The organism is Robertmurraya phoenicis, assembly GCF_047302285.1.
GTDB lineage: Bacteria > Bacillota > Bacilli > Bacillales > Cytobacillaceae > Robertmurraya.
Genome location: NZ_CP154845.1, coordinates 215,077 through 232,958, shown reverse-complemented (window position 1 = coordinate 232,958; position 17,882 = coordinate 215,077). Strand labels below are relative to the sequence as shown.

The following is a 17,882-nucleotide window of genomic DNA, read 5'->3' as shown; positions in this document are numbered from 1 at the left end:
TTAGTTGCCTCCCTTTGTCACATTACAAATACAAGCTTTATATTCTGGAGTTCCTGTATTCGGGTCAGCTGCAGAATTGGTCACTTTATTGACTGATTCACCATGTACCAATCCTTTATAGCCCCAGCCCCATGGCACACCAATTACTTCCACCACTTGGCCATTAACGTCTAATGGTTGGATCCTGTCTGTTACCATGGCATCCACTGCGACTTTCCCACGCGCTGTGGAAATGGTTACCTTTTCTCCTGAAGTAACGCCAAGCTTCTTAGCCAAATTTTTACTAATTTCAGCAAAGTTAGATGGCATTAACTCATTTAATTGTGGTGTATTCCGTGTAACACCACCTGATAAGAATTGCTCTGTTACCATATACGTTGTTAAAACATATGGAAATTCACTTGCTTCCCCTGTTTTTTGGATATCTGGCAATGCAAAAGGACGAATAATCGGATTCGATTGCTGGCTGAACATTGAATTTTGAACAGGTGATTCAAACGGTTCATAGTGAGCCGGCAATGGTCCATCTGCAATTCCAGGTTCTGTTATAACAGGTGCAACTTTGAAAACATTTGGGTCATAACCAGGATTCAACGTCAGTTCCGCTGCCTCTGTTTGAATTTGTGCATATACGGTGCGGAGTAAAGCGCCTTTCCCTTCTCCATTTGAAAACACCTTACTTCCCTCTGGTGTGTCTGGTGCTTTATCCTTTGCAGCAACGTCCAAAATGTCATTTCCAACCCAGCTTGTTCCATTCCACTCTACAAGTGCCCGTTCTTTGTCACGAGGTTTTCCTTTCATATCGACAGAACCTCGATTCCAAAGGACGCGCGTATTATTCGGCCACGAAAATGTCCATTGTGAATGTAATCCAAGTCCACTCGGATCATCGTTATTATGCCTTAATGAATGGTTTCCTTCTTCTGTTATCACGCCTGTATAAAGGCCACCCATACCAGAGGCAACCGTTCCAGGTTCTGCTTGTGCAAGCTGCGCTCCTGTACTAAGCAATTTACCTGTCTTGAGATCATAACCATTCATTTCCTTAAGGATAAGTTCCATATCAACTTCTTCTTCGCCATGAACGACATAATCCCAAGTTAAATCTAAAATCCCTCTATCTTTCGGGTCACTGCTATTCGCATATAACTCTTTTACCCGATGCATAATTTCGTAGATGATATCCCCATCTGGTTTCGCTTCACCTGGAGGACGTACAGCTACTGGCTTCCCTTGAATCCAACGGGCAGAGTTTGTCATCGTTCCCGCTTTTTCAAAAGCCATCGCCGCTGGCAATAAAATGACTTCCGTCTGAATCTTTTCCGGATCCAAACCAGGATATTGCCAAAATGAAGCCGTCTCTGTCTCAAAAATTTCTGACACAACGAGCATATCTAAATTGCTCAATCCTTTCCAAACCATATCTAGGTTAGGCGTACTTACAGCTGGATTTTGCGCAAAAATAAAGCCAAGCTTAAATTCATTTTGATTTAATTTTTCAAAAATCGGCACATAGTTTGCTGCTGAATCTTGTGCTCTTCGCTTTGGTAAATAATGATAATAAAATTCATTATCTGCCGTTGCTTTATCTCCATACCAAGCTTTCAATAAAGCGATTGTTTTCTTAGCCTTCGTTGTACCAACTGCTTTGACATAATCATTAAAGGTTGGTTGAGCATCTGTTGGGATTGGCATATAACCTGGTAAAATATGTGGTAAACAAGCAATGTCTGTTGAACCTTGCACATTTGGTTCTCCTCGGTTGGCATTAATTCCGCCACCAGCCATCCCCATATTCCCAAGTAATAATTGGATAATGGCATACATTCTAATCCCTTGTACACCAACGGTCTTTTGTGTCATCCCTAAAGCATACAAAATGGTCCCAGGACGATTTTTAGTAAACGTCTCAGCAATGAGCTTCATTTTATCAACTGGCATGCCTGTAATTTCAGAGCCTTTTTCAAATGTGTATTCACTAAAGTGTTGCTTCAGCTTCATAAGTACACAATTCGGATCCGTTAATGATTCTGCCTGCAATGGTTTACCATCTGAACCAAGTTGGTAGGTCCAACTTTCCCTGCTATAATTGAAGCTCTTATCGTCATATCCTGAAAATACACCATCACTAAATGAGAAGGATGGATTTACTTTATACAACGCATTCGTATGAGCTTTAATATATTCTCCATCATATAGCTCGTTATCTAAAATGTATTTGACGATCGCACCTAAATAGCCTATATCTGTTCCAGGTCGTACAGGTGCATAAATATCAGCAACTTTAGCCGTTCTATTAAACCGTGGATCTACAACAATTAATGTTCCGCCTCGCTTTTGCGCCTCTAATACCCAGCGCATGGCTAATGGGTGGGTCTCAGCTGTATTATTTCCACCAATCAAAATCACTTTGGCATTCTTCATATCTGTAAAACTATTTGTCATCGCACCACTACCAAATGAAGGGGCTAAACTAGCCACCGTTGGAGCGTGTCATATCTCTGCCTGATGGGTAAAGTTATGGATTCCTAAAGCGCGGTTAAACTTCGTATATAAATACGCTTCTTCATTATCGATCTCGGCACTTCCTAAACTAAATATGCTATCAAGTCGATTAACGGTAACCTTTTTCCCATCTATTTGAACAGCGTCTGTAAATGTCTTCTCCCGCACATCTTTCACTTTATGAGCAATTTTATCAATCGCGTCTTCCCAAGAAATAGGCTCCCATTTATCACTTCCTGGTTTACGAACCAACGGATGGGTTAGACGCATGTCAGAATTATGCATCTCTTTAAGTGATCTTCCTTTTGGACAAAGTGCTCCTTCATTTATTGGATGATCCTTCAACCCTTCTGTTGAAACGATTTCATCTCCTTTTACCTTGACTTCAATTCCACATCCGACAGAACAGAAATGGCAAATCCCATACGATGTAGTTGCACCAGCAGTCATTAATGGGAATACTTTGTTTTCCTCTCCTGATTCAGCATGGACACGTTTCTCAGCCAAATATGAAGCAGCAACAGAAGCTGCCGTATATTTCATAAACTGACGCCTTGAAAGCTTTGGCATATAGTCCCTCTCCTTCTTACAATCCTATTCTCGAAAACGATTATGTTTTGAAATATTGGTTTCGAGTCTGATTATGTCAATTTAGACATATATAAATTAAATAGAATTTCTAACATATATATCTTTTTTGACATATGAAACTAGTGAGCCACCATAATGGACTTCATCAAACGCTTCCTGACATATGTCAAATCTGACATAATTCCTTCAGTCAAAAAACTACAAACAAAGCTCTTTACGTTATGCTCTATTATTCTGCTAACCATTTATACATCTCTGAGATCGTCTTTTCCACATTATTTTGCCTGTTTAAATAATATTGTGGGGTTTCACTATTACTCAGTGCCTTCAACACTTTTTTATAAAAGGCGTGAGCAAAGACAGATGTGTTAATGAAGACGGCATCTACTCTCTTAATCTTTGAAATATCCCTATTCATTTCATCTACATCGACGAACTCCACATTTGATAACTGTTCTTTTAATTTCTGGCGCCAACTCGAATGTCCACCAAAAATAACAAGTCGCTTTGATTGGATAAACTGTACCATCGTCTCCAATGAAGGTCCTGATTCCAGCGAAGGTTCATCGTGTTCTGCCAGATAGGCAAATTTCCGCAGAGCGTGCACTTCATTTCTATAGTCTTCCATTGATTGAATCTGTTGTTCAAGTTGTCGAATTTTGCTATGTGCTTGACGTAGTTCTTTGGTCAAACCTTCTATTTTATCTTCCTTATGCTGATTTGTTATTTCCCACTTCTTTTGTTGCTTCGAAAGGTCCGCTTGCTTCTGAACAATTTGCTCCTCTTTTGATTTCATTTCGTAATAGTAATCTAATTTTGACTTATCCAAGTACAATTCTTTCGTTTCCAAGTAAAGTGAGCTAAGACATTTCACATATAAACAGGCGATAAGAAATAGATCTTGGTTCTCTTTTGAAATGTAATTGTATTTTTTTGCATATAAGAGCTCCAAAAAAACGATATCTAAATCTTGTTTTGAAAAAGGGATTTGTTCGGTTGCATCGAGTTCATGGATTTTAAGCGTTTTCAACCATCCACCTAATGCCCCGATATAGTTTGCAGGGCTTCTTTGAAAAACCTTTTTCTCTGCTATATCCAAATTACAATTAGGATGAACGTCGTAGATTTTTTTAAAGCACTGACCAATTAAATACTCTAAAAAGAATCCTAAAGAATCAAAACGATGATTGGTGGGAATATTGTATTCTATATAAAGTTGGTCAAGCTCTTTCCGATGTTTATGGCATATTTCTTTCGAAAACATCGACTTTTGCACTTGTGATTCATTTATTGCTCCACTCATAATTTCCTGAAAGGATTGCCAGGCGACATTTTTTGTGTTGAGCGATTTGTTTTCACGAACACATAAATACCAAAGAACGATATTTTGATAGCGTAACTCAATTTCTTTGACAATCTTAATCTTTTTTCTTTTCGCATAACTTCTCATAAAGTCTTCTAAGTCAATTTGTCCATGTTGTCGAAAATATTGATAGGCAAATTTATATCCTCTTTTAATCAATTGATCTATTTGAGCATATTCTCCCGTTTGATTGCTCCATTCAAGTATCCCTGCTATTTGCCTAATTTTTTCTTCACTTTTTGTCGTATACATCGAAAAAACAGGATTTTCTTTAAACGCACTTTGTTGATAGGCTTCGTAATATTCCCACTCTTTTTTCCGATACAAGTTATCGATATATGGATGCAAAAAGGAATTCCCACCTAATGAAATGCACAAAAACAATTGATCTAATTTGACATCTTTAGAAAAATGATGATGCTCAATCACAACTTGGGACTGCTCACCTTGTACATTTTTCTTAGTTTCGACTACGTTCCCTTTTTTATAACCGTGTCGCTCTCCCTTCTTAAGTAGCTCATACATCGTATTGTTAGAAACTTTTAATCTACTTGCTTGTTCATTCAATCTCCCACCCCCTTCATGCATTACTATAAAAGTTGTTTTTTCTAGTCTCTATGCTAAATGTCACATTTTCGTTAAGTTTTGTTTAGTTTTGTTATATATTTGTCTAAATTGTGAACGACAATCACTATGTTCTATAAGGCTGACACAAATTGGATGCAATTCTAATTTTTTTTCCTATCTAGAATTACGATTTAAAAGGTGTATACCGCTAATGAATGAAATTTTCCAATCAATCCCATACTATGGATAAAAATGGATAAGAAGGTATTAGTATGGCATCAAAGAACCGACATTCGCTTGTAAATATTAGTGTATTTGGAATATCCCAATTAAAATACCAGAGTCCTTATATGGTCGCCTGGTGGTCGGCAGTATTCCCAGGATTCGGGCATTATTTACTTTGCCAATATTTAAGAGGAACGTTGCTGACATTAGCAGAAGTTATTATTAATACGTTAGCTCGTATCAATGAAGCGATGGTCTATTCCTTTAGCGGTCAATTTGAACTTGCAAAATCTGTGATCGAGCCCAAATGGGCATTTGGCTACCTTGCCATCTATTTAATTGCCATTGGAGACAGCTTCCGCTCGGCCGTCTATCAAAATAAACTACACCATCTTGCCCTTTTAGAGTATAAAGGGCATCATACAGTGCACATTTCCCCTATCGAAATTCAATATATCGAAAAGAAAAATCCGACCATTGGCGCTCTGTATTCGTTCTTCTTTCCTGGTTTAGGGCAATTATATAATCAGCGATTCGGCCTAGCTTTCTATGCCATGTTTTGGTGGTGGATTTATCTAATACTTTCAAATTCCCATGATTCAATCTTATTTCTTTGGCATGGACGACTAGAGGATTCCATTTCTGTTCTTCACCCACATTGGCTGCTCTTTATGCCATCTGTTTTGTTTGGTTCTATTTACTACACCTATCGCACAACCATTGAACACAATAGACTTTTTCAAATAGAGCAGCGTCACTTTCTGATGAATAGATACCAACAATCTAGACTTCGAATATTTTCCTAAGCAGGCAGGTGCTTTTTCATGTTAATAATCGGGATTTTTAAACAATCGATCGAGTTAGAGCAAGCACTTGCTGAATTGGAAATGATGATCCCAAAAGAACATATCCTTTTAGTCTTTATGGACGCGGAGCAAATCGAAAGTGAAATTCATAGTCCTCATGCTTTTGAAATAGGGATTGCTTGTGGAACTGCTGGAGCAGTAATTGGGGCATCTAGTGGGTTTGTCTTAACATTGGGGCCGATCCTGTGGGGACTAATTGGGGCAGCGATTGGATTTGGGATCGGATTACTGGCGCATACACTTTTAAAAAAACAAAAAAGTAGAAAACGAAAGTTGGACCGAATGGACGAGGCCACGATTATCTTGCAGTGTAATAAAGAACAAACGAAGCCCATTATTGATTTATTACGGAAGTATCAAGCTCTATCAATTGGAAAATTGGATCATTCCATGTAGAAAAATTCAAGAGAGCCCATTATTGATAAGGGCTCATCTTTCATCAATATTTACGAATTGATTGGGGGATTGTCCGACATTTTTTTGAGAGAATAGGAATAAAACTTCTACTATTCGTATAAACTATCGCTCTAGCAATATCAGAAATTGGAAGATCCATTGTTTTTTTGCAAATAACCATATTAATGAATATTGCTTCATTTCTATGAAAAAAAGCAATAATGATGAATTGCAAACAAAAGAAGCTCCCACAAAATGTAGGAAGCTTCCGGTTTATCTAATTCGCTCCAACTATCTCTCACCCTTAAGCGGAATTTTTCCTGTTATCTCCTCAATGACGTCCCTTTTAGGGGAAATAACGGAAATTTTTCCGCTTATGAAGGGCAAAATCGTTTATTTTGGCATTTTTTGAGGGAATAGCAGGAATTTTTCCTGTTATTTCGGCTCTTTTTCATGATGGTTGCTCATTAAGCGGAATTTTTCCTGTTATTTTTTCATACCGATACTCCTACCGTTTATACGAACATTTTATCCACAAGTCGAGGGAATATATAAATTCCTGGAACACAAAAAAACTGCACCCCGAATGTTTCCAGGATGCAGTAAACCTCATATATAAACATGAACTTGATTACGTCCCTCTCGTTTTGCATGATATAATGCCTTATCCGCTCGAAGCAAAATTTCTTGCAGCGTTTCCTTTCTCTCATCTTTTATCCCAGCAACACCACTACTTAACGTAACTGAGACAACGGTGTCTAGCATAATAATGGGATTTTCTTCCACTTGATTTCGTAATCGGTTCGCTAATACTTCTCCTTCTTCTATCGTCTTTCCTTTTAGTCCGATGACAAATTCCTCGCCACCATAGCGAGCCAATACCATTCCTTCTTCCATCTCGGCTTGGCAAATTTGGGCGACATGGAGCAGTAGTTGATCCCCTACATCATGACCATATGTATCATTCACCTTTTTAAAATGGTCCACATCCATTAATATAACCGTAAAGGGAATGGGATGCCCTTTTGCTTCATTAACTATTTGCTCACACATATGAAAAAAAGCTCGCCGATTATAAATCTGTGTCAGTTCATCATAATAGGCCTGGTGCTCTAATTTAAGCTGCAATCTTTTTACCTCTGTGATATCGGTAAAAATAATTAATATCCCTTTGCTGCCTTGTCCATGCTGTAAGGAAGAAATCCGAACCTTATAGGTTTTACCTCCTAGCTTTACTTCATAAGTGGAAGTCTTCTCTAATGAAAATGGCAATGGACCTCCTGCTAGCTCGAGCCAAACTTCCGTAAAATCTTTACCCAGTAGAGATTTGTTCAAATTTAAAAACATCTTCTTACTTGCTTCATTGAACTCAATAAATCGATACGATTCATCCAGTACGATAACCCCATCATTGATGTTATTAAAAATGGTGTCCTTAGCAATCGGCATAAGTGTGAACAGTCGAGATGAATTTATGGACCACAAATATAACAAAGATGATAGCCATAAAACCATCGGCACCGGATCGACACCTGGAGGAGTAAAACCAACTAAATAAAGAAAAGCGGTTACGATCGGAACAAATTGACCGAACGCTATTGCAAGCATTTGGGGACGATAAGATTTTGATGTTTCCTTCCAACGAGATAATACAAGAAAGAAGGCAACAAACATGCAAGAAAAGATGTAAATGCCATGAATCACATACCAAATCCCGATTTCTTGATGAATATATGGGATCCCTAAGTTTGGCTCCACTTCAAAGACGCGGTAATGAAGATGATGCCAATCATTTGTCATGACCATCCCTAATGTAATGAAGGGAATCGTCAGAAGAGCAATATACTTTTTGGTTGTTACGTTCATACCTAAATACTGCATGACAAACAATAGCCCTAACGCTGTTGAAGAGGGCATTCCAATATATTGAATGATCGTCCAAAACTTTATTTGCTCAAGCGTTGTCGACATCAAACCAAATGCTGAAGCAAAACAATAAATGGTGATCGTGGCCGTATAAACAATGAAAAAATGAGCGATTTTCGTATAGTGCTGTCTCTTTAAAAAGACATACAAGCATAAAAATAAGTTGAGAACACCTGAAGTACTAGCAAGAGTGACAAAAGCCGTTAATTCCGAATTCACCATCTAGAAACTCCTTTTAAAAACTACATTTTTATATAATGTAGCATAAAAGAAATCTAAAATGGAACATTAACTAAGTCTTTATTCCTATAAATCAGAATTTTCTTACCGATGGATATTTTTATTTGCGTAAATTAACGTATAATTGACTATCCTATGCATCTAACACTACAGAGGTATTCAGATTGAAAATTATGTTTAAAAAAGCACTCGATCGTTTTTCTTTATTCGTTCTCACGATGCAAGGTATGCTTTTTAACTAAGGAGAATATTTAATCAGCTCGATCTTACTTATAAAAATTCCTATTGATAATAAGATCATAATGTACTATATTCAAATAATCAGATATACAAATATTTAAAGAGAAGAAGGGTATTTATGATACAAAAGTGGTTTTCTAACAGCCGGTATAGCAACTATTCGCTTCACTCCTTGCAAAAGGATATCATTTCAGGACTTGTTGTCGGAATTATCGCGATTCCCTTAGGAATGGCCTTTGCCATTGCATCAGGTGTTAAACCTGAATACGGAATTTACACAACGATTATTGCCGGAATCTTGATTTCTATATTCGGGGGCTCAAAGTATCAAATAGGTGGTCCCACAGGGGCATTTATTCCGATTTTATTTGGCATCATTATGACCTATGGATATGAGAATTTATTGATTGCAGGTTTTATGGCAGGGATTATATTACTCTTGATGGGGATTTTCAAGCTTGGAATGCTGATTAAATTTATTCCCAAATCAGTAACAATTGGATTTACATCAGGGATTGCCGTCATTATTTTTGTTGGCCAAATTGCCAATTTCTTAGGTCTAACAGATGTTAAAAGCCATGAATATTTTCTTCAAAATCTAAATGAAATCTTCCATCACATCGACACGATCAATCTATATAGTTTATTAACAGCCGGAATTTGCTTATTAACGATATTAATAATGCCGAAATGGCTGCCTAATATTCCAAGTCCTCTTATTGGACTTGTTTTTTCAACACTTGTGGCAACACTTCTTTACCCTAACGATATCGCCACAATCGGTTCAACCTTTGGCACGATTCCTAATTCATTACCACAATTTGAAGTTCCAACTATTACTATAGAGCGTATTCAACAGCTAATTGGACCTGCTTTTGTGATTGCTTTTCTTGGGGCTATCGAGTCCCTATTATCCGCTGTAGTAGCCGATGGAATGACCAATAGTAGGCATAACAGCAACCGCGAATTAATGGGTCAAGGGATCGCCAATATGGTCACTCCTCTGTTTGGTGGGATTCCAGCTACAGGTGCTATCGCAAGAACGGCTACCAATATAAAAAATGGAGCAACGTCCCCCCTATCTGGGATAATTCATGGAATCGTTGTCCTACTCGTGCTTTTGCTTTTTGCCCCATATGCTTCAAAAATACCGTTAGCCAGTATGGCACCGATCTTAATGATTGTTGCGTGGAATATGAGTGAGCGCCGCGTCTTTTTCCAATTGTTAAAAACACGATCAGGAGATTCGCTCGTCTTAGTCATCACTTTTTTACTAACTGTATTCTTAAATTTAACTTGGGCCGTCGGCATTGGTCTTATATTAGCTATCGTTATCTTCACGAAACGGATGAGTGATATAATGGTTACGGCAAAGGTATTGCCTAATCCTGAACAAGAAAAAGTAGACACACAAATTGTGACGGAATCACATGATTGTCCCCAAATCAGTATATATAATGTGGAAGGCCCGCTCTTTTTCGGCGCAGCACAAACCTTCCAACATAGTATTATGAATACGATTAACTACAAACCAAACGTGCTTTTGCTAAGAATGGGGAAAGTCCCTTTTATGGATATGACTGGGGAGTCTTATTTATCAAGCATTGTTCAAGACTTTTCAAAGAATGGAATCATTTTAATTTCTGGTTTAAATACACAGCCGAAAAATGTATTAATGAAAACAGGCTTATACCAATTAATTGGAGAAAATCACTTTTTCGAACATACAGGAGATGCCATCAACTACGCTCTTTTACATGTAAATAAAGATAAATGCATCGGTTGCAAACATCTTGCTTTTCGTGAATGTAAAGATTTTTCACGTGCTCATAATCGCATAAAGGAGAAAGTGTATACGAGCTAATATGGGAGGAAGATAAATTGAATTTAGAAATGCAAAAGTTCAAAGCTGACTTTTTTAAAGCACTTGCCCATCCACTTAGGATCAAAATCCTTGAGTTATTGGCTGAGGGTGATAAAAGTGTCAATGAAATCCAAAGCCTTGCTGGGAGCGAGGGTTCTGCTGTTTCTCAGCAATTAACCATACTTCGCGGAAAAAATATTGTGACAGGGACGAAAGACGGAAATCGCGTTATTTATTCCCTTCGCGATCCAATGATTGTTGACCTTCTTTCCGTTGCTCGTCAAATTTTTAACAATCATTTAGTCGATACGATTCAAATGTTAGACCAGTTAAATGTGCAACCAGTTAGTGATGACATGGAGAAATAGAGGTTAATTTTTTGCTTTTTCATCCGCCTTCGTTTTTAATTACAGTTATGATGTTTTTAAAATTCTTAGATAAGGAATGATGATATGATCTCACTAAAAGGAAAAACAGCGATCATTACCGGAGCAGGTAGAGGAATCGGACGTGCTGTTGCGATCGCATTAGCAAAAGAAGGCGTTAATCTAGGGTTAATCGGCTTAACGATGTCCAATCTTGAAAAGGTTACAACTGAACTAGAAGCCTATGATATAAATATTTCAGCAGCAACGGCAGATGTGGCGGATCTTGAAGCCGTTACCCATGCAGTCGAGCATATCAAGGCTGATCTTGGACCTATTGATATCCTGATCAACAACGCCGGAACAGCTAAATTCGGAGGGTTCCTTGATTTAACACCTGAAGAATGGGAAAACATTATTCGCGTCAATGTAATGGGTGTATATAATGTGACGAGAGCGGTTTTACCAGAAATGATTGAAAGAAAGTCAGGCGATATTGTCAATATTTCTTCAACAGCTGGTCAAAAGGGTGCCCCTGTAACAAGTGCATATAGTTCATCTAAATTCGCTGTATTAGGGTTAACGGAATCTCTTGCCCTTGAAGTCAGAAAGCATAATATTCGTGTAACAGCCTTAACACCAAGTACGGTTGCCACAGATCTAGCGATTGAAACGAATCTTATTTCTGGAAATCCTGAAAATGTGATGCAACCAGAGGATCTCGCAGATCTTCTTGTAGCTGGTTTAAAACTGAATCCTAGAGTGTTCGTCAAAACTGCAGGACTATGGTCAACCAATCCGTAAAACACATAAAGGACATAACAGATTCTTATATCTGGTATGTCCTTTCTTATTTTTCAAACATAACATATAATGACTTTGCTTATTTTAAAAATGCGTCAATACCAGAGTCCACTCTATTAATGCTTTTAAAAGGCTTAATTTCTACATGGACATCTTCTTTATTTAAGATTGGGAGTTCCCCCTCTGTTTGAAGCCTCCACCACTCCTTTGGCCAAAATCGATAAAGATAGTCTTCAAATTGATAAATGTCTCCGCCCATTTCTCGACTTTTAAGATAGGCTGAGTATACATCATTTCTTATTTTCTCTTTCACCTCTTTTTTTACTTTAGGAGCAAGAACCTTCATTCTTGATTCCCTAATTACAGTTGAGACCTTTATATCTAAACCGACTCTCACCGTATCATCATCTTCTATTATTTTTCTTTTCACCTTAGGATTGAGTAATTCTATATCGATAAACTTCCCACTTTCTTTTTCTCCATCAACAACCATCAAAGTGGAGCGAACTGACTCGTTATTCACTCGAATGTATCCCTCGATCTCCTTTTTTGTTAAATGCCCCTTCAATTCTGTACCCTTCATGATGTATGCCCCATTAAAAACAGTCACAGGTATTTGTTTTAAATCCTCCTTTATGATAACGTCATCTATCGATATGCTTGGAAGAAGAAGCGTTTTTGTATCCTCATTATTCATATAAATCAATTCTTGCAGTGAAATAGACGGGATAGTTGAATTTTGTTGCTGCATATACTGAGGCTGAACGAGCCGTGAATAGGAGAAAGCATAATAAAACGGAAGTTTTGTCGTGAATATTTTGGAGATAGAGTTCGCTGTTCCATAAACCCAAGCCGTCAGACGTATATTGAAATTTGTATCTAAAAACTCTAAAGCTTCCTCTATCCTATTATCCAATATTGATTCACTAAAGAGACATAAACTAATTTGGTCGTAATTCACAGGTACTTGTATTCCCTCATAAATGTTTGTGATCGCTTCACTTACTGTCTTCCCTTTTCCTTCACTAATCCATACTGGGCTCGGCTCTGTATTTTTTCCCTGCTCTGATTTCGCCACATTTGAAAAATCCAGGAATTGTAATATCACATAATATTCATCATTTACATAGTCAATTCCTATGCCCACTGCATATGCTTGGCTTTGAATTTCATTAATTTTAATACACCCTGTTAGTACAGAACATAAGAAGGTCATATATATAAATTTCTTCATCTACTCACCCGATCTTGTGCCATCCTTAATCCCCAAAGATGCATTTCTTTTTTTCATGAACATAAATGGGGGACGGAAAAAGCTAAGCCAAATATCTTTCCCATTTTGGGATGATACATCTGCTAATATTGGCACTCCAAATGACTTTGTCCTTGCTAAAATCAATATAATAAACATCAAACTAATGAAAAAACCATAGATTCCCATGAAGTAACTAAAAAGGAGAACAAACAACCTTACATAGAAAATATTACCCGCTAGAGACTGGTTAATTAGAGTAAAACTAGATATAGCTGTGACCCCGATGACGACAAGAGTAGCAGGAGAAGTAATTCCTCCTCGAATAGCAGCATCCCCAATGATCAGACCACCAAGAACTGCAACAGTTTGTCCTATTCCCTTAGGTAAGCGCGCTCCTCCTTCTCTAAATAGCTCAAACATGAATAGCATAAGGAAAATTTCAATGACGGGGGAAAATGGTAGTCCCATTCTTGAAACTGTAATGGTAGCAATGAGTGGTAATGGTAATTGTCCAACATTATGGGTAATCAAGGCCGTATAAAAGCCTGGTAAAAACGTCGTTATACTTAGACCAGCCAATCTTAAAATTCTTTCAATCGTTGCATAATAAAAACTAGTGTTCTCATCTTCAGATGTTTTCAATAAAAATGAAAGATTGATCGGCGCAATTAATGCTGTAGGTGCTCCATCAATTATAATGGTAAACCTTCCTTGATTAAGTGCTTCTGCAACAAAGTCAGCTCTACCTGAATAATTCCCAATGGGAATAAGAGAGAATTTATTGTCCACGATCTGTTCCATCAGCATGGATGTACTTGTTAATATATCAATATCCAAAGCTAACAGACGGTTTTGGATATCTCTTAAAACTTGATCATTGATTATATCTTTTAAATATAGAAGGGAAATTCTAGTATTCGTTCTTTTACCAATAATGTAATCTTCTACTACTAAAGATTTTGTCCGTAATCGTTTGCGGATTAAACCTAAATTCGTTTCTATACTCTCGACAAATCCATCCTTTGGACCACGAATCGACACCTCTGTTACAGCCTCATCAGGCTGTCTTGATGGTGATTTACTTATGTTATATAAATATATCTTCTCACCAAAAGGGATAACCATGAGCTTTCCAGAAAAAATTTCCTGCTCTATTTTTTCTGAATCCATTTCTTCTTTGCAATAAATCTCCATTTGCAATGACTGATAGAGGGAGTTTGAAGTTTCAATTGAGGGCAAAACGATAGAATGAATCAGGCTAACATCTGTTAAAGGTTTACAATACACAAAGGTAGAAGGATTTCCCATCGTATCCGCTTCCCTTATTTCAATATCTGAAGAATAATTGAAAAGCTGACGTAGGTTTTCCAATGCGAAAGGATGTTCATTCATGATTCAATTTTGCCCCCTGACCACATTTGTTTATGTTTCATAACATATACTGTAAAGATTGAAATTTGGACGGTTAATAATACGAATGAAAGCGGTCTAAAATATTCATATACAATGCTGGTGTAAAGACTTTGAGCAATTGGATAACTACAAGCGATTAAAAGAATTGTATATATGCCTCTTACTACTTTTGCATTAGTCTCCCCTTTTGTTAGAATTCTGCTTGTAATAAAGATAAATAAACTAATTCTAATGACTCCGCCAGATAGCCATTGAAAAATTGCGAAAAAGTCGGCATGAGAGAAATATCGACCAATGGCTATCAAGCGCCACTCTTCATAAGCGGGAAATTGAAACTCGGCCGATTGCTTTGGCCCAAACTCGGTAATGGCTCCAACAGTTGGTCCTAGCATTAGCCCAATGATCACCAACCCAACAAGTAATAATTGTTTATTTGAAATAACCTTTTTTAATACAGGTGTTAAAAAGATGATGATAAACAACTCGAAGATTGGTAAAGAAGTATAAAAAAAACCCTGCATCATTGGTAAATAGCCATCCGAAAACAATGGAAGTAAAAGTTCATAATGCTTTTTACCCATATTTGCAAACGAGATAAAAAAACCAAATAAAATGACTAAAGGACAGAGAATACTGCTTAAGAGACCAATGGAAAACAAACCAGATTCTGTAGCTAGCAAACAGAAGATAAGCAGCACAAAGGCAAGAATAAAACTATTAAATCCCTGCATATAACTTAATTGGGACCAAAAAATTATATCCTTTGCTGTCACAAAAGCGCTCATCAGCATGTAAAAACACAATGGCAAAAATAGCATGTAATAACTAAATGTACTCCCGTGATCCCTCATTAGCTGAATAATGGAACGCGTCTTAACGATGGCAACTATTTTGTAAAGAAGATTTATCCATACAGGTAGAATAATGACTGTTAATAGAATCGTTATCCAAGAATCTCTTTTTGCTATTCTTAACAAGAATGGAATAATCTCAACATGGGCAAAAAGACCAACGGATAGTAAAATCATATAAACAACGGAAATATACCTTAATTTATGCTCCATTTAATTAAGTCCTTTTTCCCTTATTATTGATAGTATTCCCGTTACATATTCACAGAAATTCCTTAAATTGTTTTAGGTAGTGATTTATGTAAATACCTAGAAGTTCTATTACAGGCAATGCTATAAATGAAGTGTGCGAAGGTACTTTTCGCTTGCTCTTTTCAAAAAAGCAACAATGTTTGCGAAACCCCCTGTCTTTTCTGACACTGAAATAAATGAAAACACATTACATTTAAATGAGCCTTTTAATAAGAGAGCTTAATCTCCTTAATCCGATTAGCAAGCAGAAGTAAATTAAGCCAAATTTAGAGGGTAATTATTCAGCTTGGTAAATTAACCTAAACTAGTAACTGATAAATGCGGACCTTAAGCTTTTCATTCATTAATTGAGGCTATTCACTAATAGAATAGCCTCAATTATTTGCCAAACGTAATTAAAAATGAACTGCTTCAATCAGTTGTTCCAGTTCATCATTATTGACTTCTTCCACATACGAATCATCAAGATGATAGTTTTCCTTTAGTTGAAGAATTCTTGTCACACTTTCATTTATTCTCTCCTCTTCAATTTCTCCATTCTCTACTGCTTTCTTTAATGCTGCAATGACCTTTATCATGTTGTCATCACCATGGGCAACCATGATGATATCACTTCCGGCTTGCACGGAAGTGACGGCAGCACGTCCTAGATCAAAGTTGCCCGCAATCGCCTCCATCGTCATATCATCCGTGATGACAACTCCAGTAAACTCCAACTTTTCTCTTAAAAGATCTGTGATGATGTTCTTAGACATGGAAGATGGATAATCGGGATCGATCTTTGGTAGTAAGATATGGGCGACCATGACCATATCCGCACCCTCACCAATAGCTTCTTTAAATGGAATTAATTCCATTTCTTCAAGTTCTGCGAGCGTTTTATGAACAGTAGGTAGCTCGACATGAGAATCTACCGAAGTATCACCATGCCCTGGGAAGTGTTTAATGGTCGGGATGATATTCTCCGATTTCAACCCTTTCATCGTCGCTATCCCCAGTTCACTAACCACATTTGGATTATCGCCAAATGAACGATCACCAATGACCGGATTTTCAGGATTGCTATTCACATCCAAAACAGGGGCAAAATTTATATTAAACCCGTAAGCCTTAACTAATTTTCCTAAAAGGCTGCCGATTTCAAAGGATAAGGAAGGATTATATTTTTGCCCTATTTCCATATTAGTAGGCATTGACTTTAAATCCCCTGGAAGCTTGGCAATCCTTCCACCTTCTTGATCAATCCCGAAAAAGAGTGGAATTTCATTTAAGTTATTAAGGGATTTTAAAGCATTGATATATGCTACTGTTTGATCAGGAGTAGCAATATTTTTACCATTCACAATAATTCCGCCTACTTTGTACTCCTGAATTAAGCGCTCCGCTCCTTCATCTATTTGTTTTCCTGGGATACCTGCAAAGATCATCTGTCCAAGCTTTTCATCAATGCTCATATTCTTAATCGTTTCAGATACGGATGCTTGTTTCGGCGTTTCCATTGCTACTAGGGAAGTATGATGAACAGGAGGATTGGGTTCTTGCTCAGTTGGTCTATCAAGAATCCATTTTAACTGATAATCTCGGTTTACTTGATAGATTAAAATGATTTGATCAAATTCACTATCTTGGTAATACTTCTTTTCATCCGGTTCCCCAAATCGATCGACGATTTCTTGATAGTGAATGTCTTGTAATTTCTTATCATATGAACGTAAATCAATTGCAACTGAGTTCCGATATCCAATCGTCATTTGATGATTTGGATAAACTGCAAACGGACCAATGGACGTCTCATCGAGATTCTCATACTCCCCCAGTATTTCGGCAACCTCATTATATTGGGAATCACCAGCTATAATCGGGGCATCCATAATCATCCCTTTTTGTGACCATATCTGTATTTCTTGTAGGAAGGTATCCTCCACTTTTTCTGATCCTTTATTCTCATCTTCCCCTCTGAAAAAAAAGAAAATCACGAATCCCAAAATCACGATGGAGAAGCAAATAAAGAAAAATTTTTTTAACATCGTTTGCCTCCTTATGTCTTTCGCAATTGAACGTATTAATTAGAATACTAACGAAATTCCTTTCTTATGAAAAGCGTTTACATATTTCTTGAATTAGATTATAATACTTGTATACAAGTATACTTGGATTCT

At 37.2% G+C, this 17,882-nt stretch carries 12 protein-coding genes; 5 read left to right on the top strand and 7 right to left on the bottom strand.

Annotation, left to right across the window (positions count from 1 at the left end):
• Both fdnG and AA0X71_RS01050 read right to left on the bottom strand, forming a co-directional pair.
• The gene (gene fdnG / locus AA0X71_RS01055) at positions 1 to 3,075 is read right to left on the bottom strand and encodes a formate dehydrogenase-N subunit alpha (protein WP_413358220.1); all 3,075 of its coding nucleotides are present in this window, start codon (positions 3,073 to 3,075) and stop codon (positions 1 to 3) included.
• 250 nt (positions 3,076 to 3,325) lie between these two features.
• Positions 3,326 to 5,026 (bottom strand): hypothetical protein, encoded by a 1,701-nt coding sequence (locus AA0X71_RS01050; protein ID WP_413358218.1) that lies wholly within the window; start codon positions 5,024 to 5,026, stop codon positions 3,326 to 3,328.
• A gap of 272 nt (positions 5,027 to 5,298) precedes the next feature.
• Here AA0X71_RS01050 and AA0X71_RS01045 point away from each other — a divergent pair, with 272 nt between their 5' ends.
• Positions 5,299 to 6,057: a hypothetical protein gene (locus AA0X71_RS01045; RefSeq protein WP_413358216.1), complete on the top strand. Its 759-nt coding sequence runs from the start codon at positions 5,299 to 5,301 to the stop codon at positions 6,055 to 6,057.
• Between the two features lie 18 nt (positions 6,058 to 6,075).
• Positions 6,076 to 6,513 carry a hypothetical protein gene (locus AA0X71_RS01040; RefSeq protein ID WP_413358214.1) on the top strand — a complete coding sequence of 146 codons (438 nt, stop codon included), beginning with the start codon at positions 6,076 to 6,078 and terminating at the stop codon, positions 6,511 to 6,513.
• A gap of 609 nt (positions 6,514 to 7,122) precedes the next feature.
• Here AA0X71_RS01040 and AA0X71_RS01035 read toward each other — a convergent pair.
• Positions 7,123 to 8,661 carry a histidine kinase N-terminal 7TM domain-containing protein gene (locus tag AA0X71_RS01035; RefSeq protein ID WP_413358212.1) on the bottom strand — a complete coding sequence of 513 codons (1,539 nt, stop codon included), beginning with the start codon at positions 8,659 to 8,661 and terminating at the stop codon, positions 7,123 to 7,125.
• Positions 8,662 to 9,037: 376 nt separating this feature from the next.
• On the opposite strand from AA0X71_RS01035, the gene AA0X71_RS01030 reads away from it, so the two are divergent.
• The 3 genes from AA0X71_RS01030 (at position 9,038) to AA0X71_RS01020 (ending at position 11,952) form a co-directional block, all read left to right on the top strand.
• A complete protein-coding gene (locus AA0X71_RS01030) occupies positions 9,038 to 10,783 on the top strand; it encodes a SulP family inorganic anion transporter (RefSeq protein ID WP_413358210.1) in 1,746 nt (581 codons plus the stop codon).
• Between the two features lie 17 nt (positions 10,784 to 10,800).
• Positions 10,801 to 11,151, top strand: coding sequence for an ArsR/SmtB family transcription factor (locus AA0X71_RS01025; RefSeq protein WP_413358208.1), 351 nt, complete (start codon positions 10,801 to 10,803; stop codon positions 11,149 to 11,151).
• Positions 11,152 to 11,235: 84 nt separating this feature from the next.
• Complete coding sequence (locus tag AA0X71_RS01020; RefSeq protein WP_413358206.1) at positions 11,236 to 11,952, top strand: 3-ketoacyl-ACP reductase; 717 nt, start codon at positions 11,236 to 11,238, stop codon at positions 11,950 to 11,952.
• Positions 11,953 to 12,031: 79 nt separating this feature from the next.
• Here AA0X71_RS01020 and AA0X71_RS01015 read toward each other — a convergent pair whose 3' ends face one another.
• The 4 genes from AA0X71_RS01015 to nagZ form a co-directional block, all read right to left on the bottom strand.
• Positions 12,032 to 13,186: a Ger(x)C family spore germination protein gene (locus tag AA0X71_RS01015; RefSeq protein WP_413358204.1), complete on the bottom strand. Its 1,155-nt coding sequence runs from the start codon at positions 13,184 to 13,186 to the stop codon at positions 12,032 to 12,034.
• Entirely contained in the window at positions 13,187 to 14,599 is a 1,413-nt protein-coding gene (locus AA0X71_RS01010; RefSeq protein WP_413358202.1) for a spore germination protein, read from the bottom strand.
• Positions 14,596 to 15,684, bottom strand: coding sequence for a GerAB/ArcD/ProY family transporter (locus AA0X71_RS01005; protein WP_413358200.1), 1,089 nt, complete (start codon positions 15,682 to 15,684; stop codon positions 14,596 to 14,598). The genes AA0X71_RS01010 and AA0X71_RS01005 overlap by 4 nt, the downstream gene beginning before the upstream one ends.
• Positions 15,685 to 16,118: 434 nt before the next feature.
• Complete coding sequence (gene nagZ, locus AA0X71_RS01000) at positions 16,119 to 17,750, bottom strand: beta-N-acetylhexosaminidase (protein WP_413358198.1); 1,632 nt, start codon at positions 17,748 to 17,750, stop codon at positions 16,119 to 16,121.
• Between the last annotated feature and the right edge of the window lie 132 nt (positions 17,751 to 17,882).